The 18,714-nt window shown below is 74.1% G+C and carries 12 protein-coding genes; 7 read left to right on the plus strand and 5 right to left on the minus strand.

Going from position 1 to position 18,714, the window contains the following annotated elements:
• Positions 1 to 19: 19 nt before the first annotated feature.
• Together B7P34_RS13250 and B7P34_RS13255 are read left to right on the plus strand one after the other, a co-directional pair.
• Positions 20 to 1,120 (plus strand): cytochrome P450, encoded by a 1,101-nt coding sequence (locus B7P34_RS13250; RefSeq protein WP_223267810.1) that lies wholly within the window; start codon positions 20 to 22, stop codon positions 1,118 to 1,120.
• Between the two features lie 13 nt (positions 1,121 to 1,133).
• Positions 1,134 to 1,325, plus strand: coding sequence for a ferredoxin (locus B7P34_RS13255; RefSeq protein ID WP_106676126.1), 192 nt, complete (start codon positions 1,134 to 1,136; stop codon positions 1,323 to 1,325).
• A gap of 173 nt (positions 1,326 to 1,498) precedes the next feature.
• On the opposite strand, the gene B7P34_RS13260 is transcribed toward B7P34_RS13255, so the two are convergent.
• Positions 1,499 to 4,531 carry an SDR family NAD(P)-dependent oxidoreductase gene (locus B7P34_RS13260; protein ID WP_106676128.1) on the minus strand — a complete coding sequence of 1,011 codons (3,033 nt, stop codon included), beginning with the start codon at positions 4,529 to 4,531 and terminating at the stop codon, positions 1,499 to 1,501.
• 654 nt (positions 4,532 to 5,185) lie between these two features.
• Here B7P34_RS13260 and B7P34_RS39380 point away from each other — a divergent pair.
• Entirely contained in the window at positions 5,186 to 8,689 is a 3,504-nt protein-coding gene (locus B7P34_RS39380) for a BTAD domain-containing putative transcriptional regulator (protein WP_106676130.1), read from the plus strand.
• Positions 8,690 to 8,721: 32 nt separating this feature from the next.
• Here B7P34_RS39380 and B7P34_RS13270 read toward each other — a convergent pair whose 3' ends face one another.
• Together B7P34_RS13270 and B7P34_RS13275 are read right to left on the minus strand one after the other, a co-directional pair.
• Positions 8,722 to 9,615: a hypothetical protein gene (locus B7P34_RS13270; protein WP_106676131.1), complete on the minus strand. Its 894-nt coding sequence runs from the start codon at positions 9,613 to 9,615 to the stop codon at positions 8,722 to 8,724.
• Between the two features lie 189 nt (positions 9,616 to 9,804).
• Positions 9,805 to 10,611, minus strand: a complete 807-nt coding sequence (locus B7P34_RS13275; protein WP_106676141.1) for a nucleotidyltransferase — start codon at positions 10,609 to 10,611, stop codon at positions 9,805 to 9,807.
• A 112-nt stretch (positions 10,612 to 10,723) separates the two neighbouring features.
• Here B7P34_RS13275 and B7P34_RS13280 point away from each other — a divergent pair, with 112 nt between their 5' ends.
• Positions 10,724 to 11,380 carry an HAD-IA family hydrolase gene (locus tag B7P34_RS13280; protein ID WP_106676133.1) on the plus strand — a complete coding sequence of 219 codons (657 nt, stop codon included), beginning with the start codon at positions 10,724 to 10,726 and terminating at the stop codon, positions 11,378 to 11,380.
• Between the two features lie 43 nt (positions 11,381 to 11,423).
• Here the strand turns inward: B7P34_RS13280 and B7P34_RS13285 are convergent, their stop codons facing one another.
• Positions 11,424 to 14,591 carry a patatin-like protein gene (locus B7P34_RS13285; RefSeq protein WP_106676134.1) on the minus strand — a complete coding sequence of 1,056 codons (3,168 nt, stop codon included), beginning with the start codon at positions 14,589 to 14,591 and terminating at the stop codon, positions 11,424 to 11,426.
• A 136-nt stretch (positions 14,592 to 14,727) separates the two neighbouring features.
• Complete coding sequence (locus B7P34_RS13290) at positions 14,728 to 15,888, minus strand: PP2C family protein-serine/threonine phosphatase (RefSeq protein WP_106676136.1); 1,161 nt, start codon at positions 15,886 to 15,888, stop codon at positions 14,728 to 14,730.
• A 173-nt stretch (positions 15,889 to 16,061) separates the two neighbouring features.
• Between B7P34_RS13290 and B7P34_RS13295 the strand changes: the two genes are divergently transcribed.
• The 3 genes from B7P34_RS13295 to B7P34_RS36735 form a co-directional block, all read left to right on the plus strand.
• Positions 16,062 to 16,607: a hypothetical protein gene (locus B7P34_RS13295; protein ID WP_223267811.1), complete on the plus strand. Its 546-nt coding sequence runs from the start codon at positions 16,062 to 16,064 to the stop codon at positions 16,605 to 16,607.
• A 146-nt stretch (positions 16,608 to 16,753) separates the two neighbouring features.
• Positions 16,754 to 18,388: an aa3-type cytochrome oxidase subunit I gene (gene ctaD / locus B7P34_RS13300; protein ID WP_223267812.1), complete on the plus strand. Its 1,635-nt coding sequence runs from the start codon at positions 16,754 to 16,756 to the stop codon at positions 18,386 to 18,388.
• A gap of 17 nt (positions 18,389 to 18,405) precedes the next feature.
• Positions 18,406 to 18,714, plus strand: a 309-nt coding sequence (locus B7P34_RS36735; RefSeq protein WP_146166810.1) for a hypothetical protein, incomplete at its 3' end; no start/stop codon positions are given.

The raw sequence follows: 18,714 nt of genomic DNA on the forward strand, positions 1-18,714 counted from the left end.
AGCGCGCGAGGAATGCCCGGTGACCCCGTTGCAGTACCCCGACGGGCACGTCGGCCGCCTGGTCACCGGGCTGCAGAGCGCGCGGGCCGTGCTGGGCGACACCCGCTTCAGCTCGCTGCCGGCCGGGAAGCGTTCTCCGGTCAAGGTGCCCGGCTCCGAGCTGAGCACCGACGCGCTGCCGGCAGGCATGTTCGTCAACATGGATCCGCCCGACCACACCCGCTACCGCCGCCTGCTGAGCAAGCACTTCACCATCCGGCGGGTGCGGGAACTCCGGCCACGCATCCAGGAGATGACGGACCGTCTGCTGGATGAGATGGAAGGCAAGGGCGGGCCCGTCGACCTGGTGGAGGCGTTCGCCAAGCCGCTGCCCACGCTGGTCACTTCCGAGCTGCTCGGGCTGCCGGAGGAGGACCGCGCGCAGTTCGGGCACCACGTCGACGTCCTCTTCAGTCTCTCCAGCAGCGGCGAGGAGATGCAGCAGTCGATGGTGCTGCTCGGCGGCATGCTGCACGCCCTGATCGACGCCGCGCGCAAGGACCCGGGCCAGGACATCCTCGGCCGGCTCACCGTCGAGACCGACCTGACCGACGAAGAGCTCCTCGGCATCACGATCGTCCTGCTCATCGCCGGCCTTGAAACCACCACCAACATGCTGGCGCTGGGCACCTACGCCCTCCTGCGCCACCCCGAGCAGCTGGCGGCCCTGCGCGCCGACTGGTCGTTGATGGACGATGCCGTCGAAGAGCTGCTGCGCTACCTGAGCGTGGTGCAGATCGGCCCGATCCGGGTGGCCGCCGAGGACTTCGCGTTCGAGGGTCAGTCCATCCGCAAGGGCGAGGTCGTCACGGTGTCGCTGCCCGCCGCCAACCGCGACCCGTCCGCCTTCGAGGACCCTGACGTCTTCGACATCCGCCGCGGCACCTCCCGGCACCTCGCCTTCGGCAGCGGCCCCCACCAGTGCATGGGCCACCACCTGGCCCGCCTGGAGCTCTCCATCGGCTACGAGTCGCTGCTGCGCCGCTTCCCCGGGCTGGAGCTGGCTGTTCCGGTGGACGAGGTCGGCACCCGGGAGATGATGGTGACGTACGGCGTCCTGGGCCTGCCGGTGCGCTGGTGAGGAGGCGGCCCTGATGCGGATCGAGATCGACAAGGACGTGTGCTGCGGCGCGGGCACGTGCGTGCTCGTCGCCCCCGGCGTCTTCGACCAGGACGACGAGGACGGCACGGTGATCCTCCTCGACGCCACGCCCGGCGCCGAGCAGCGGGAGGCGGTGGAAGAGGCCGCCGAGCGGTGCCCGACGGCGGTCATCAGAATCGTCTGACCACGGGCCCCGCCCGGTGGCGGACGGCCTCCGGGCCGGGGCCGGCCGATTCCGGGCGATTCCGGCCAATTCCGGGCGGGGCCGGTCGGCTCCGGGCGGGCTCGGCCGGCTCCAGGCAGGATCGGCCGGCTCGGCCGGCTCCGGGCCGGGGCTGCGGTGCGCCCCGCCGCGGGTCAGGCCGCGGAGGCCCGTCGTCGTGCGGCGAAGGCGTCGAGGCAGGCGTTGACGCCGGCGCGGGCGGTGGCGTGGTCGTCCCGGGCGGCGTTGCCGACGGCGCCCGCCACGGAGCCGAACAGGAGGAGGAAGTCCAGGCCGAGCCCGCGGGTCGCGGCATCGATGCGGGCGGCACCGTCCACCACGGGCGAGAGGCCGGCGCCCGTGCTCGCGAGCGGCCTGTTGGCGAGGCGGCCGTCGTCGGGGACGTCCGCCGCGTGGAACACCCCGTCGAGCCGGCCGTACTGCATGCGGATGTCGGACACCGCGGCGCGTACGGCGTCCTCGTCGGTGAGGTCGGTGGGCCGGTACGTCACCTCGCCGTGCGGCAGACGGACCTGCAGGGCGTCGACCGCCGGACTGCGCGCCGCCCGGCCGCCGACGACGACCGTCGCGCGGTGGCGCTCGCACAGCCGCTCGGCCAGGAGCAGGCCGATGCCGTCCGCGTCACCGGTGACCCAGTAGATGCCGCCGTCGCGCAGCAGGCTCTCCCCGGTGGTCGCCGGGGGCGGCTCGGCGGTCGTGCGGCGCGGCCGGCGGCCGTCGCGGCCGGGGGCGGGCTCCTCCGCCCTGCCGTCCTGCTCGCAGGCGCCGAGGAGCACGAGCTTGCCGGTGTTCGACGGGGCGGTCTCCTCGCGCGCGGCTTCGTGATGCGCGGCCTTCAGGAGCGCCGCGAGCGGGGCGTGGGCCGGGGAGTCCGGCGCGCCGGGCGCGACGACGGCCCACTCGGCCTCTTCGTCGCCGTCGTGCCGGAGCCACGCCCACGTGGCCGGGGCGGGGGCGGGGGCGGGGGCGGCATGCGCTTCACGGCCGTTGATGACGGACGGGACCGCGGGTGCGGCCGAGTCTCGTCGGCTGCCTCCACCGTCCCGGCATGCGGCATCCAGCGGTGCGCGCCACGCGTAGCGCCCTTCGTCCGGCGCGGCCTGCGGGGGCGTGGCGGTGGCACCGGCTTCCGGGGTCTCGGCGGGCGCGAACCGGTGCGGGGTCCGTGCGAAGGCGTAGCCGGGGAGGTGGACGCGGCGGCCGTGTTCCGGCAACTGCGCCCAGTCGACGGACAGGTCCCGGACCCAGGCGGCCGCGAACTCGCCGAAGCGGTCCTCCTCCGGGCTGCGCGCAGCGCGGGCAGCCCGTGCGGCCGGGTTGTCCGCGGCGGGCCCGCCGGGAGTGTGCGCGCGGGCCCGGCCGCGGAGGCAGCCGGCGGGCGGCTCCTCCCCCGCGGCGACGCGCTCCAGCTGGGCCGCCCACTCGGCGAGGCCGCCCGCGCGGAACACCACGCGCTCGCGCATCGGCACGCGGCCCTGTCGCAGGGTCCGGGCGATGTCGGCCAGGGCGGGGGCGTCGTCGCGTTCGATGCGGGTGCGGGCCCAGCGGGCGAGCCCGGCGCACGTCTCGCGGAGCCGGTCGTCGTCCTTGGCGGAGACCGGCAGCCACTGCTCTCCGTGCTCCGCGCCGGCCGCGGCGACGGGGTCGCCGGACTCCAGCAGCACGTGGGCGTTGGTGCCGTCGAAGCCGAAGGAGCTGACGCCCGCGCGCAGCGGTGCCGCCGGGCCGGCGGCGGGCCCCGAGGCCCCGGCGGTCCAGTCGGTGAGGCGGTCCACGACGTACAGCGGGCTGTCGTCCAGCTCGATGAGCGGGTGGAGTTCCTCGAAACCGACGGTCGCGGGCAGCTTGCGGTGGCGCATGGAGAGGATCACCTTGAGCATGCCCGCGATGCCGGCGGCCCCCTCCAGGTGGCCGATGCTGGTCTTCACCGAGCCGACTCCGCAGCGGTGCCCCTGCGCGGCCTCGGGCCGGGCCTTGCCCGCCTCCGGCCGGACCTTGCCGGCGCCACGCGGTCCCTTGACGGCGCCGGGCAGACCGGCTCCGGTCCCGGGCAGACCGGCTCCGGCCCGGCCGGGGAACCCCGTGCCGGTTCCGGGCGGACCGCCGGCCGCCCCGGCCCGGTCCGCTCCCTCCTCCGGCCGGTTCTCGTGCAGGTCGGCGAAGGCCTGTTTGAGGCCGCGGATCTCGATGGGGTCGCCGTCGGGGGTGCCGGGGCCGTGCGTCTCGACGTACGTGACGGTCTCGGGTGCGACGCCCGCCCGGCGGTGAACTTTGGCGATCAGCTCGGCCTGGGCCGCCGGGTCGGTGACCGTCAGGGAGCTGGTGCGGGCGCCGTGGTTGCTGCCGGCGCCCTTGATGAGCGCGTGGACGGCGTCGCCGTCGCGGCGGGCGTCCGCGGCCCGCTTGAGCAGGAGGACGCCGCCGCCCTCACCGCGCACGTAGCCGTTGGCGTTCGCGTCGAAGGCCCGGTACCGGCCGTCGGGCGAAACCATGCCCGCCTTGGCGAAGGCGATGAAGTGCCGGGGCGACAAGGACAGGTTGACGCCGCCGGCGAGGGCGTGGTCGCAGTCGCCGCGGCGCAGCGCCCGCACGGCCTGCTCGACGGCCACCAAGGAGCCCGCGCACGCGGTGTCGTTGGCGGCGGCGGGGCCGTGGAAACCGAAGTGGTAGGACACCCGGTCGGCGATGACGGCGCGGGCGGCCCCGGCCGGGGGGAAGGCGCCGGTCTCCTCGGTCTCGCGCTCGATCAGCTCGGCGTAGTCCCAGCGGTGGACGCCGATGAAGACGCCGGTGCGGGAGCCCGCCATCCGGTCGGCCCGGAATCCGGCGTCCTCCAGAGCGTGCCAGCTCAGTTCGAGGGCCAGCCGCTGCTGCGGGTCCATGGACCGCGCTTCGTGCGGGGGGATCCAGAAGAAGTCCGCGTCGAAGCAGTCCGCGTCGTCGACGAAGCCGCCCCAGACGCTGCCGGTCCCGTCGGGCTCGGGGCGCGGCCGGCCGGGGCGGTCCTCCCGGCGCCGGCGGCGCTCGGGCACCTCGCTGATCAGGGAGCGGCCCCCGGCCAGGTGGTCCCAGAACTCGTCGGGCGTGCGCGAGCCGGGCAGCCGCAGGGAAAGGCCGACGACGGCGATGTCCTGGTCGTGGCCGGGGACGCCGGTTCCGTTGTTCATGACGCGTTCTCCGTCCTAGGCCGACGCGGCGCTGCGGCGCACCGGTCGACGACGTTCAGGGGGACGCCGGCACGGGGACGCCGAGCAGGCCCGGCGGCCGCGCCGGGCCTCGTCCCGCGCAGGGTCAGGTGCTCGCCCGTGAGGATCCGCGCGACGCCGTGGTCGCGGCCCCGGGCGCCGTGGTCGTGGCCCCGAGGGGGCCGGGGACCGGGACCGCACGCGACCGGGTGGCGGAATGCGTCACGCCACCGCCGCGGCGGTGTGCTTTTGCGTCATGTTCCTGTGTCCCCCGGGTGAGCAGTGGTCTCCGATGACGTGCATCGTGCGCCACCGTCCTTGCGGGTGGCCTGACCATGCCGCTGTGGATTCCTTGCCGTCGCCCGCACCCGCTTTTCACCGATCTGACGAAATCCTTGCGAAGGCCTTGCGGTTCGCTTGCCGTTGGCTGGTCGCGATCTTGGAATGCCCCTGTTCCTTATGCAAGGATCCGATTTGGAAGGCGCCGGCAGTGCAGTGCCGGCTGCCGTCAGCGCCGTCGCGCGTGCCAGACCGATTGGGACCGACATGCCCGCATCCCCCGCGCCGGGTCCGTCCCCGGCGGATCAGCCGGCGGCAACCGTCCCGATCGAGCCACTTCTGAGCGTGCTCGGCCCCATGTCGGCCCGCCACGGCGGGCAGGATCTCCCGCTCGGACCGCCGCGCCGGAAAGCGCTGCTCGCCCTCCTCCTCGTCCGCCTCGGCCGCGTCGTGCCCACGGAGTTGCTCGTCGAGGAGCTGTGGGGCGGGGAGCCGCCCCGCCAGGCCGTCGCCACGCTGCAGAGCCACGTCTCGCACCTGCGCCGCGCCCTCCAGCCGACGGCCGGGCCCGGCGGCGCGTCCGTCCTGCGCCACCGGGCCGGCGGCTACGTCCTGGAACTCGCCCCCGAACAGATCGACACCTTCCGCTTCGAACTCCTCGTCGCCGAGGGGCGCCGGCTGCTGGACCGGCCCGATCCGCTCGCCGCGCGCGACCGGCTCACGGAGGCGCTGGCGCTGTGGCGGGGCACGCCCTACGGGGAGTTCGACGGCCATCCGCCGCTCAGCGACGAGAGCACCCGGCTCGAACACGTCCGGCTCACGGCCGTCGAGTCCTGCGCGGAGGCCCGGCTGGCCCTCGGGGCGGCCGAGGAAGTGGCCGCGGACCTCGACCGCGAGGCACGCCGCCATCCGGCGCGGGAGCGCCTCGTCGGCCAGCTGATGACCGCCCTCTCCCGGCTCGGGCGGCAGGCCGAGGCGCTGGAGGTGTACGAACGGACGCGCAGCCACCTGGCCGAGGAGTTCGGCGTCGGCACCACCGCCGCGCTCCGCCGTGTACGGACCGCGATCCTCCGCCATGAGCCGGGGACGGAGGAGCCGACGGGCGGCCCGACGCCTCGCGAGACAGCTGCCGGGGGCAAGGCCCGGGAGGAGGAACAGCCCGATGCGGTCGTGACGGGCGAGGCCACCGGGGCAGGAGCCGGGGCCGAAGCCGGAGGGGGCGACGCCGCCGGAAGAGCCGCTGCCGCCACTGCCGCCGCCGCTGTCACCGCCGTTGCAGGTGGCAGGACCCTCCGGCCGGACGACTCTACGCGCGTCATAACCGCCGTGCAGGACGCCGGGACCAGGCATGCCGTCACAACTGGAACGCCTGCGGTGCCTGGGACGCCTGGAACGCCTCCGATGCCTGGGACGACGGAGGCACCCGGCACAACGGGCGCGGGCGAAAAGGCCGACGGAGCGAACCCCGCCGGCAGGGCCGACGAGACCGACGGGGCCGGCACAGCCGGACACAGGCCACGGCCGGCGGGCCAGTCCCCCTTCACCGGCCGCGGCGAGGAGCTGGAACGGCTGACCACCGCGGCCGCGGGCGCACTGGCCGGCCAGGGGTACGTGGCCGGAGTGCTCGGCCCCGCGGGGGTCGGCAAGACGCGGCTGCTCTTCGAACTCGCCCCGCGCCTGGAGGCCGCCGGCAGCGGCGGCGAGGGGCTGGAAGTCATCTGGAGCTACTGCTTCCGAAGCGAGGGCGTGCCGCCCTACTGGCTGTGGACGCAGGTGCTCCGGCGGCTGTCCGTCAGCCGCCCCGATGCCTTCCAGGCCGCAACGAAACCTTTCTGCCATCTGCTCGCCCCGCTCATGCCCGAGTGGTCGGGCGGCGCCGGCCGCGCCCCGGGCAACGAGGCCGACTGGGGCCAGGCCCGGTTCCTCGCCCACGACGCGGTCTGCGAGGTCCTGCTCGCCCTGGCCGCCCGGAGCCCGCTGGTCCTGTTCCTGGAGGACCTGCACTGGGCCGACGCCCCCTCCCTCGACCTGCTCAGACTCCTCAGCACTCGCTGCCACGGCCACCCGCTCGCCATCGTCCTCACCGCCCGCGAGTTCGAGGTCGAGTCCGACGCCACGCTGCGCCGCATGCTCTCCGAGGTCCTGCGCGGCCCCCGGACGGAGACCCTGCGGCTGGACGGGCTCTCCCGGCAGGCCGTCGCCGACCTGGTCGTGGCCCAGGCCGGGCCGGGCGTGGACGCCGGGGTCGTCGAAGCGCTGCACCGGCGCAGCGAGGGCAACCCGTACTTCGTCATGCAGCTCCTCTCCCTCCTGGGGGACGCCCGGAGCCTGCGCAGCCCGGACGCGGTCGAGGTGCTGCTGACGCGCGTGCCCAGCGGGGTGCGCGACGTGCTGCACCAGCGGTTCGCCGCGCTGCCCGAACCGGTCCTGCGGGTGCTGCGGCTGTGCGCCGTCATCGGCGCCGAGGTCGACACCGACCTGCTGCGGCGCACCGCCACCGAGGACGAACCGGTCGCCGAGGCGCTGGAGTCGGCGATCCGCGCCGGGCTGCTCGGCGAGGACCTCCAGCACCCGGGGCGGCTCCTCTTCGCCCACGCCCTGGTCCAGGAGACCTTCATCGAAGAGCTCACGCGCGAGGAGCGGCAGCGGCTGCACGCCAGGGTCGCCGAAGCGCTGAGCACCCGCCGGCACGGGCGCGCCGGGGACACGAGCGCCGAGCGCGTCGCCCACCACACGTGGCACGCGAGGAACACCCTCTCCCCGGCGGAGGCGCTCCCCCGGCTGCTGCGCGCCGCCGAGCAGGCCGAGCAGCAACTGGCGTACGAGCGCGTGGAGACATGGCTGCGGCGCGCGGTGCAGCTCGTCGACCTGCTCCCCCAGGACGACCCCACCGTCGTGCCCCTGGAACGGCGGCTCCACGTCCAGCTCGGCCAAGTGCTGGCCACGACCCGGGGTTACGGCCACCCCGAGGCCGAGCGGGCCCTCGCGCACGGCCGGGCCCTGAGCTCGGCCGCCCAGGCCCCCGAGGACCCTTCGGTGCTGTGGGCGCTGTGCGCCGCCTACCTGGTCACCGGCCGCTACGACGCCTCCCGGCGGTTCTCCGGCCTGCTGCGCGACCTCGCGGGACGCACCGAGGCGCCCGTGGCGGTGCTCGGCGCCGCGTACGGCGAGGGCATCGTGCTGCACGTCCGAGGCCGTCTGTCCCAGGCGCTGGCCGAACTGGAGCACGGCGTCGACATGGCGGACCGCTACGCCGGCGAAGGCCACTCGCTGGCGCGCACCTTCCAGCACGACCCGCGCGTCTCCTGCCGCTCGTACAACACGTTCACCCACTGGCTCCTCGGCAACCGGCGGACCGCCAGGGCGCGCCGCCACCAGCTGCTGCACCTGACCGAGTACGACAGCAGGCCCTCCGACCGGTCCTTCGCCCTCTACGTGGACGCGGTCGTGGCGGCCTGGGAGGGCGACGCCCAGCGGGCGCGCTTCTCCGGTGCCGAGGGCGTCCGGGTGGCCGGCGAACACGGCCTGCTCTACTGGAAGGGCATGCTGGGCGTGCTCGAAGGATGGGGCCTGACCCACTCCGGCCTCGAAGAGGACGGCCTCGCCCTGATGCAGACGTCCCTGGCCGAACTGCGCCGCTCCAGCACCCTCCTGCGTCACCCCCTCCATCTGGGGCTCCTCGGCCAGGCCCAGTACCACGCCGGCCGGCCCGAAGAAGCGAAGGCGACCTTCCGCACCCTGCTCTCGGCTGTCGAACAGCGCGGAGAACACGTCTACTTGCACGGGTCGCTCCCCGCCACCCGGCTGCTCCGCGACCTCCTGGGGGCCGGCGCGGCCGAGGCGGCGTCGGCCGCGGTGTGACCTCCGGCCGGCCCCGCCCCCGCCTCATCCGCTCAGCCGAAGAAGACCGAGGACACGTCGTTGTCGAAGCCGATGGCTGCGAGATCGGCGACGTCACCGGTCACGACCTTGGACCTGCCGGTGCAGTTGCGTTCGGACCAGATCTTCAGGCTGCCGCGGGCCTGCAGGGACGACGCCACGTTGTCGCGCGCGACGTTCTGGCAGCCCTTGCCCGCCAGCCCCTGGGCCGGTTCGCCGAAGTTGCGCTCGTCGAAGAGGACGACACTGGAGGCGGGGCCGGTCTGAGCGCCACCGCCGACCCCGCCCCCTCCCTTGCCGGCCTTCTTGCCGTCGGGCGTCACGCCGAACCACGTGCCCCCGACTCCCTGCCCGTTGGTCTCGCCCGGCTTGGTGTCCTTGCTGAAGCGGTAGACCGGCCGGCCGCCGACCGTGACCTGACGGGTCCCGTCGTCGCGCTTGACCACCCCGACCTTCGACTTGTCGACGCCGTCAAGGAAGATCTTCCCGCCGGGCGCCACCAGGACCGGCGGCCAGGTGGTCGCGCACTCACCGTTGCAGGCGGACTTCGACGGGTTCGCGCTGTCCTTGTCGAAGCGGTAGAGCGTGAAGCCCGCGCCGTTGACCACCACCGGGTCGAGCGCGCCGGCCTTGGACGCGGTGAGCTGCACCCACCGCGTCGCCTCCGGCTTCACCGCCGGCTTCCCCGGCTCGTTCGCCCAGTCCCCCGTCATGGGCGGGGCGTTGTTCGCCTTCGCGGTACCGCTGCGGAAGTCCACGGCTTCCCCGTTCGCCTTGCCGCCGGCGACAGCGGACGCCTGGCCGGCCGGTGCTGCGGAGTCCTTGCCGTCTCCGCCTCCGCAGCCGGTGAGCAGCAGGGCTCCGACGGCGGCCGACGACACGATCACTGCGGTCTGCTTGCGGAACATGCGAGTTCCCCCCACTCATGGGCCCCGGACCGTCCCGGGACCCCGTCGCCACCCTGTACGGGCCCGGCTCCGCGCGCGCCTCAGCCGGTTGCCGTTCCGCAACACGACGCGGACAATGTCACGCGTCGGTCGCGCCCCGGCCCGATCGGCAAGCCCCGATCGGCAAGAGAGGCCTCGCATGCGAGCCGTTCACGGACGCGGCGCCTTCTCCCCGTGCACGGCCGTGTATTCCGCGGCGAGCCAGGGCCCCAGATCGTCGATGAGCATGCCGAGCACCCCCGGATCGGCCGAGGGGCTGCGGCCCGTGGCCGCGGCGATGCGCATCTGCTCGGCGCGCTCCGGATAGAAGCGGCCGAAGTGCGCGGCCGACTCGTCCAGGTCACTGGTCCAGCCGCCCCAGCGGGGCATGACGAGGGTGAATCCGGTGCGCACGAGACGCCGGGCCGCTCCGCGGCCGAGCGCCTTGCGTTCGCCGGCCGTGACTGCTCCGGCGGCGCGGGCGCGCCAGCGCGGAAGCGCGAGGCCGAGGTCGCCGTTCGTCTCGCGGGCGAGCAGGGACGTGGGGCGGTAGCGGGGCAGTTGCCCGGCGAGGTCGGTGCCCAGCAGCGGGGTGCACAGGCAGGCGACGAAGAACCCGAGGTCGTGGCGTTCGAGGTCGCTCAGCAGCGTGCGCGTGCCGGCCAGCAGGATGCCGACGCCGTCGATCTCGGAAAAAGCCCGGTCGAGCGCCGCCTCGACCGACGCGGCGTCGGCGCGGTCGGCGTCGGTGGGCTCGTCGTGGAGGGCGAGCAGGAGATCGAGGTCGGAGACGCCCGGAACGGACGTACCGCGCGGGATGCTGCCGTAGACGTAGGCGCTGTGCAGCCGCATGCCGCCGAACGTCCCGGCGATGCGAGCGCGCGCGGCGTCGACGACGGGGACGAACGCCGCCGCCACCCGGTCCAGGGAGCCTTCGCGCGCGATCGTCCCGTCGTGATCCAGCCCTCGTCCTCTCATGGGGCCACTGTGCACGGAGCAGCCGGAGTTGCCGAGTGGATTTCCGCCCGGCCCGGCCGCGGCCACGCCCCGCCGCCCCGGCCGCGCGATCACGCCATGTACGCTCCCAGCCATGCGATTCACGGCGGATGCCCTCCTGTTCGACAGCGACGAGACGCTGGTCTCCTCCCTGTGGTCGGTCAGGCACGTCTGGAGCCGGTGGGTCGAGTCGTACGGCATGACGCTCGAAGAGGTCGTGGCCCGCGTCGAGGTGCACGGCCGCCCGGCCGCCGAGATCGCCGCCGCGCTCCTGCCCGCGGATCAGGTCGCCGAGGGGCTCCGCCGCCTGGTCGACGCGGAGGTCGCCGACGCGCTCGCCGGCGGCGTCGTGCCCGTGCCCGGCGCCGTCGCGCTGCTGGCGTCGCTGCCGCAGGACCGCTGGGCCGTGGTGACCTCCAGCAGCCGGCGCGTGGCCGAGACCCGCCTCAACCAGGTCGGCGTCCACCCCAAGTTCCTCATCACGTCGGACGACGACATCACCCGCTACAAGCCGCACCCGGAGCCGTTCCTCCTGGCGGCCGAGCGCCTCGGTTTCGACCCGGCCCGCTGCGTCGTCGTCGAGGACGCGCCCGCGGGCCTGACCGCCGGACGCGCGGCCGGCATGGCGACGATCGCCCTGACGACGACGCATCGCCCGGACGAGCTCGAAGCCGACGCCACAATCGCCGACCTCACCGCCTTGTCCGCCCGGGTCAACGGGAGCGGCGAGCTGGAGATCACCATCGGCTGAAAGCCGCTGCCCGCAGCGGGCCGGAAGGGCCGCTGCGGGGCCCTCATTCGTCCCGGCGCCGCGCGGCGGCCCGGGGCCCGGGGGTGCGGGCGAGGAAGATGCCCAGGAGGATGACGAGGAGCGCGGCGCCGAGTTTGACCGCCAGGCTCCACAGCCCTTCCCGCGCATCCTCGTCCTGCAGGCGTGTGTACACGTAGCCCGCGGCGACGAGCACGGCGAACCCCGTGACGACGGCCAGTCTGCGGCCCACGCGGCGGGTGTCGCGGGTCAGCAGCGCGGCGGCCGACCAGCCCGCGAGCAGCAGGAGCACCCCGGCGAGCGTGAAGGCCACCGGCATGGCGGGGACGAACAGGGACACGGCCAGCAGGACGGCTCCGGCGGCCACGGTCAGGCGCACGACGCGGTTGCCGAAGTTGCCGGGGCGGGTCAGGAACCGGACCATGGCCCACACGGCGAGGGTGTAGCCGTGGAGCGCGCCGAGCACCGCGCCGACCGCTTTGACGCGGGAGAGCGTGCCGAAGGCGCCGGTGGCGACGGCGGCGGCCTGCGCCGCCGTGTTGGCGAGGAGGTCGCCGCCCGCCTCCTCGCCGATTCGCTGGCTGCCGATCAGGTGGGCGTTGTCCCACAGCTGCCACAGCACCTTCGGTGGCATCGCCCGGTCGGCGGGTGCGGTGCCGGCCGTCGCCGCGTCGTACCCGGCGAGCCACTCGGTGCTGCCCGCGGGCCTGCCGTCGCCCTCCGCGCGGACCGCGTCGGCGAGTGCGGGAAGCTCCTGCCGGAGGATCCGGGTGTGGAGTGCGTGGGTGACGGCCTCGACGCACAGGCCCAGCCGGGGATCGTCCTGCACACCCACGCCGGCGTCCTCGTCCGCGTCCGTGGGCGCGGGCGCGGGCGCGGCGGGGACGATCCGTTCCCGGACGAAGCCCTCGCAGGCGGCGGCGTACTGCTGCTGCCAGGTCTCTTCCAGCCAGGCCCGGTCGGCCGGTTCGGCGCCGTCGAGGGTGCAGTCGCGGATCATCGCCACGAGGCGGTCGGTAGCGGCGGCCGCGGCGGTGGCCTCCTCACGGGCCCAGACCTGGCGCAGCCGCTCGGCCGACAACAGGATCCGCACCAGGTGCGCCGCGCCGTCCAGGCGTCCGTGGATCCAGTCGTTGACCCGCCACGAGGCGCGGTAGAAGGCGCCGAAGTGGTGCAGTTGCCTGCCCGTGACCAGATCGGGGCGGCGCGACGAGACCTGGACCAGCTCGACCTCCTGCTCGGCGTCGCTGTGAGCGCCGCCGTACGCCTCCAGCACGACCTCCAGGCGGAGCATCCGGGGCAGGACGCCCTCCTCGCCCGGGCCGAAGAGGAAGCCGGTCAGCGCTTGCAGGCGTGCCTGCTCGGTGCGCTCGGGGTCGACGACGGCGTTCCCGGTCCGGGCGACGTCCCGCAGGGCGCCCGCACTGTTCTCCAGGCAGCCGGCGAGCTCCTGGGCCTGGGCGTACCACCGCTCCCGCCGTGCCGCGTAGGCGGGCGGCCCGGCTTGCGGGGAGCCGTCCCGGTCTTGCGGGGAGCCGTCCGGGTCTTCCGGGGAGCCGTCCCGGTCGGCGACGGCCTTGCGCAGCCATGCCGTCAGGGCGCGGAGGCTGTCCGGTGTCGCCCGGCCGAGCTTGTCGTACGTGCAGGGCGGCAGGGCGGCTCCCGCGGCGGACCAGTGGGACTCCAGCTCGTTCCAGTCGGCTTGGATGTCCTCGAACGCCGCGCTCGCGCGCTCGCGTTCGGCGACGATCGCGGCGCGCTGCGGTGAGCCCGTGGGCGCGAGCCAGACGGCCCTTTTGAGGACGTCGACGGTGAGGTCCCGCAGCCTGCGGACGGTGGTCTGCCCCCAGTCCCACTCGGCGCCGGTGCGTTTCACTGCGTCGGTGGTGGAGTCCCCGCGCGGGATGAACGACTCCGGCCGGGCGCGCCTGTCGTCGAGCACGCGGCGCAGCCGGTCCGCGATCTGCCGCTCGCTCCACCGGTCCACGCGGGCCGGGAGCTGCCCCGCGGCCGTCCACCGGGCGATGGTGTCGGCGGCGTACTCCACCCGGACCTGCACGTAGCCCTGCCATGCCGCTTCGGACAGCGTCCCCGCCGTGGCCGTCAGGGCGGACGCCAGGCGGTCCCGGGCGCGGCGCCGCCGCCGTACGTCGCGGTTGCGGTCCTGGATCTCGGTCAGTTCGCGGGAGACGGAGTCGGTGGCCCTCAGCCGGGTCAGCGCGCCGAGGACGACGTCGGGGGCGTTGGGCGGCGGGGGGACGCTCCCGGAGGGTTCCGGTGCGGCGGGGGCTGCTGCGGGTTCTTCCCCCGGGTCGGGGACGACGTAGGTCAGGAGCCGGCGGACCTGCAGCTGTGCGGGCTGGCGGTAGACGGCCTCCAGGGCGGGCCGGATCGGTTTGTTGAGCAGGATGCCGCCGTCGACGACGTGCTGCGAGGTGCGGAAGGTGGCGCGGCCCGCCTTCGACGACCAGGGCCCCTCGGCCGGGCCGTCCTCCGGGGTCACCTCCACCCACTGCGGTGCGAATGCCACGGGGAAGGAGGAGGAACAGCGTGCGGCGACGGCGAGGCGGTCGGCGACCGCGTCGTCGCGGAGGTCGCCGGCCGGGTGCGGGCCCGCGCCGTCCGCGGTGAACAGGAACCGGGCGTCGTGGTCGGTCTCGGTGATCCGTACGCCCATGTCGTCGCAGAACGAGCTCTTGCGGCCGTGCCAGAGGGTGCCCGTCATGATGAGCTCGACGGGCCGGTCGCCGGCGGGCCGCCCGTCCCCGGTGCCGGCGGGAGGCGGCGACGTCAGGACGCGGCGCAGGGCCTTGCCGAGCTCGTCGAGGAAGTAGTCGCCCTTCAGGAGCGAGGGCACCCGGCGGCGGAGCGGGTGCTGCAGGAGCTCCGCCAGGTCCCCCTTGTCGCGCCACAGGCTGCAGAGGGAGCTGATGTCCCGTTCGCGGGCCAGGCCCAGGGCGAGGAAGGCGCCGTTGAGGCCTCCGGCGGAGGTCCCGGCGATGACGTCGACGCGTGCGTCGGCGTGCAGGAGGTCGAGGAGGGGCCGGTAGACCGCCCGGTCCCAGCGGCGGGCCATGGCCAGGAGGTGGAGTTCGGCGGCGACTCCGCCGATCCACACCGCGAGGCTCAGGCCGCCGTTCATGACGACGGCCACCCGGATGTCCTGCCGGTCGATGTCGTCGGCGTCCGTCACGGTGTCTCCCTGGCGCTCCTCGCCCGGCCTGTGCGCGCTCCCAGCTCAGCACGCTGCCGGTGCGGCGGGCCTGATCGTCGCCCGGGCAGTCGGGTGATTTCTGTACGGGCCTCCGTACGCGTGCGGGGCGGCGGGGTCAGTCGGCCACCGCGCCGGCGGGACGGCCGGGCTCCTCGCACCGGTCGACGAGGAGCATCGCCGCGTCGTCGGCCAGGCGGCCCTCGGTGTGCCGGAGCAGCGCCTCGTGCAGCAGGTCGAGGAACTCCTGCGGGGTGCGGGCCCGGCCGTGGACCGCTTCCATGGCGTCGGCCAGGGGGAAGAACCCGTCGTCGGGGTCGCGGGCCTCGATCACGCCGTCGGTGTGCAGGAGGAGGCGGTCGCCGGGGCCGAAGGGAAAGGTCTCCGCCTCGGAGACGCCGATGATGAGGTCCTCCAGGCCGAGCGGCGGCTGCGGGGAGGCGGGCATGAGGGGGCGCGCCTTGCCCTCGTGCAGGAGGAGCGGGGGCGGGTGGCCGCGGTTGACGACCTCGACGACGGGCCCGTCCGGCACCTGGGCGACGAGCGCGGTGACGAAGCCCTCCGCCAGCGCCTCCTCGCTGAACGCGCCCGGCACGGCGCACTCCCGCCGCAGCGAGGCCATGCAGTGGTCCATGACCTCCGCCAGGTCGTCCTCGTAGTGCACGGCTTCCCGGAACGCGCCCAGCACGGCCGCGGCGGCGCGCACGGCGGGCAGGCCCTTGCCCCGCACGTCCCCCACGAGCAGGCGGATCCCGTAGCGGGTCTGCACGGCTTCGTACAGGTCGCCGCCGATCTGCGCGCCCTTCTCCGCCGCCAGGTAGAGGCTGGCCGCGCGGACCGTGCCGAGCCGGTCGGGGACGGGCCGCAGGATGACCTCCTGCGCGGCCGTGGCGATGCGGCGCACCTGGTCCAGCTCGTTCTTCCGGCGCGTGCTCACGGCGCTACTCGTCGTGATGCTGGCGGCCGACACCAGGAACAGGGCCAGGAAGTTGGTGTAGACCTGCTGGGTGCCCCAGGCCTGGTTGTACGTCGCGGTGCACACGCTGACGAGCACCGCGAGTGCGGTCGCCGCGAGGGTGCCCCTGGGGCCCATGGTGACGGCGGCCAGCGCCGGCGTCGCGGTGAGGATCGGGCCGGTGTACAGGAAGTGGGCGGGGGAGAACTCGATGCCCACCACGATCAGGACGAGCGCGAACGGGAGGCACTGCCCCAGCAGGAACAGCCCCCGGCCGAGGGTGCCCGCTCCCGGCCGGGGAGGCGAGCGGATGAGCGACCCCATGGGTCCAGGCTGCGCCGTGGCGCCCCGGCCGTCCACTCGGACGAAGGCGCCCACCGGCCCCGGTGATCAGGGCCGTTCGGCCCTTTCCGGCCGGGCACTCGGAACGATCTTCTGGCGGGGCGGCCGGGTGTGCCGTCCCTGCGTCAGGTGAATCGAGTGAACGGAGTCGACTGGTGATCGCTGTGGTGGGGCACCGGGACCTGGCCGCGGGCACGTCGCTCGCCGCCGACCTGCGCGATCTGCTGGAGCGCTGCGCCACGGGGGCGTCGGTCCTGGTGCGTGCCGGAGCGGGCCTGCCCCTGGTGGTGGGGCGGGCGGTGCGCGAGGCGGGCCGCAAGCTCGTCGTGCTGCTGCCCGCGCCGGCGCCGGGCGCGGCCGCGCTCCCCGCGTACGACCGGGCCGCGGCCGGCGAGTTGCTGGTGCTGGCCGAACACGTGCGGCTGCTGCCGTACGACCCGGCCGACCGCGACGCCTCCGTCTCCGCCGATGAGCAGCTCATCAGGTCCTGCCGGCAGGTGGTGGCGCTCTGGGACGGCTCGCCGTCCGACGGGCGGGACGCCACGGCGCACCTCGTGGCCTTCGCCCGCGCCCGCGGCATCCCGGTGACGGTCTTCTGGCCGCCGAGCGCCGTCCGCGGGCCGGCTGCGCCGCTTTCAGGGACCAACGGCCCCCGCTCGAAGGCCTGTCCGGCCCCTCCGGCGCCCTCCCGGCGCGGCTGATCATGTGATGGCGGCCGGGAAGAGCAACGGCTCCCCCTCACTCCGAGTCCCTTCCCGGCCGCCGTCTTCAGCAGCACGAGCACGGAGGTCCCCGACCAGTGGACACGGTGGGTACGAAGGGAGGGGTGTCCGCGGACGGGCACCCCATGGCCGATGGAGGGGCCGTCACGGCGCCGCGCAGCCCGGTGGTGGAGTGGCTGACGACCACCGACCACAAGAAGATCGGGACGCTCTACCTCGTCTCGGCGTTCGCGTTCTTCCTCATCGGCGGCCTCATGGCGCTGCTCATGCGGGCGGAACTCGCCCGTCCCGGCACGCAGATCCTGTCGAACGAGCAGTTCAACCAGGCGTTCACGATGCACGGCTCGGTGATGCTGCTGCTGTTCGCGATGCCGCTGTTCACCGGGTTCGCCAACTGGCTCATGCCGCTGCAGATCGGCGCGCCCGACGTGGCGTTCCCCCGTCTGAACATGCTGGCCTACTGGCTCTTCCTGTTCGGCTCCCTGACGGCCGCGGCGGGCTTCCTCACCCCGCAGGGCGCCGCGGACTTCGGCTGGTTCGCGTACGCGCCGCTGTCGGACGCGGTGCACTCCCCCGGTGTCGGCGCCGACATGTGGATCATGGGGGTGGCGCTGTCCGGCTTCGGCTCCATCCTCGGCGCCGTCAACTTCATCACCACCATCATCTGCATGCGCGCCCCCGGAATGACGATGTTCCGCATGCCGGTCTTCACGTGGAACGTGCTGCTGACCGCCGTCCTGATCCTCCTCGTCTTCCCGGTGCTGGCGGCCGCGCTGTTCGCCCTGGAGATGGACCGCAAGTTCGGCTCGCACGTCTTCGACCCGGCCAACGGCGGGGCGCTGCTGTGGCAGCACCTGTTCTGGTTCTTCGGCCATCCGGAGGTCTACGTGCTGGCGCTGCCGTTCTTCGGCATCGTCTCCGAGGTCATCCCGGTCTTCTCCCGCAAGTCGATGTTCGGCTACTGGGGCCTGATCGCGGCCACGATCTCGATCGCCGGCCTCTCCGTGACCGTGTGGGCGCACCACATGTACGTCACGGGCGGCGTGCTGCTGCCGTTCTTCGCCTTCATGACCTTCCTGATCGCGGTCCCGACCGGCGTGAAGTTCTTCAACTGGATCGGCACCATGTGGAAGGGCTCGCTGTCCTTCGAGACGCCGATGCTGTGGGCCACCGGATTCCTCGTCACGTTCGTCTTCGGCGGCCTGACCGGCGTCATCCTGGCCGCGCCCCCGCTGGACTTCCACGTCTCCGACTCGTACTTCGTCGTCGCGCACTTCCACTACACGCTGTTCGGCACGGTCGTCTACGCCATGTTCGCCGGATTCCACTTCTGGTGGCCGAAGTTCACGGGCAAGATGCTCGACGAGCGCCTCGGCAAGGTCACGTTCTGGACGCTCACCGTGGGTTTCCACGGCACGTTCCTGGTGCAGCACTGGCTGGGCGCCGAGGGCATGCCCCGCCGCTACGCGGACTACCTGGCCGCCGACGGCTTCACCGCGCTGAACACCATCTCGACCATCAGCTCCTTCCTGCTGGGCCTGTCGATCCTGCCGTTCATGTACAACATCTGGAAGACCGCCAAGTACGGCAAGAAGGTCGACGTCGACGACCCGTGGGGCTATGGCCGCTCCCTGGAATGGGCCACGTCCTGCCCGCCGCCGCGGCACAACTTCCGCGCCCTGCCGCGCATCCGCTCCGAATCCCCGGCGTTCGACCTGCACCACCCCGACGTCGCCCAGCTCGAAGCGGCACGGCACTGACCCCCGGGAGGGCACCCATGTCCCACATCGTCCTGGCGGTCGGAGCGACGGCGCTCTGCCTCTCGGGCAGCGTCTGGTACCTGCCCGCCGTCGCGGACCTCCGCGCCGGCGACGACCGGCCGCGCTCCCGGCGGCTCGGCGCCTCGGCCTGCGTCACCACGTGGGCGGCCGCCGCCGTGGCCGGACTGCTGCTCTTCGGCGATCTCCTTCTTCGCCTCGGGAACGACGACGTCGGAGATGGCCACGGTGACGCCGGAACGGGTCGCCCAGTGGAAGCCGGCCGCCTTCAGGTTGTCGAGCGTCGCCGCCACGATGACCTTGGGGTA

This window comes from Streptosporangium nondiastaticum (assembly GCF_003011965.1).
Lineage (GTDB): Bacteria > Actinomycetota > Actinomycetes > Streptomycetales > Streptomycetaceae > Streptomyces > Streptomyces nondiastaticus.

Coding starts and splice junctions, on each gene's coding strand:
- B7P34_RS13255 (WP_106676126.1), top strand. CDS start 1,134: ATGCGGATCGAGATCGACAAGGACGTGTGCTGCGGCGCGGGCACGTGC.
- B7P34_RS13260 (WP_106676128.1), bottom strand. CDS start 4,531: ATGAACAACGGAACCGGCGTCCCCGGCCACGACCAGGACATCGCCGTC.
- B7P34_RS39380 (WP_106676130.1), top strand. CDS start 5,186: ATGTCGGCCCGCCACGGCGGGCAGGATCTCCCGCTCGGACCGCCGCGC.
- B7P34_RS13270 (WP_106676131.1), bottom strand. CDS start 9,615: ATGTTCCGCAAGCAGACCGCAGTGATCGTGTCGTCGGCCGCCGTCGGA.
- B7P34_RS13275 (WP_106676141.1), bottom strand. CDS start 10,611: ATGAGAGGACGAGGGCTGGATCACGACGGGACGATCGCGCGCGAAGGC.
- B7P34_RS13280 (WP_106676133.1), top strand. CDS start 10,724: ATGCGATTCACGGCGGATGCCCTCCTGTTCGACAGCGACGAGACGCTG.
- B7P34_RS13290 (WP_106676136.1), bottom strand. CDS start 15,888: ATGGGGTCGCTCATCCGCTCGCCTCCCCGGCCGGGAGCGGGCACCCTC.
- ctaD (WP_223267812.1), top strand. CDS start 16,754: ATGGCCGATGGAGGGGCCGTCACGGCGCCGCGCAGCCCGGTGGTGGAG.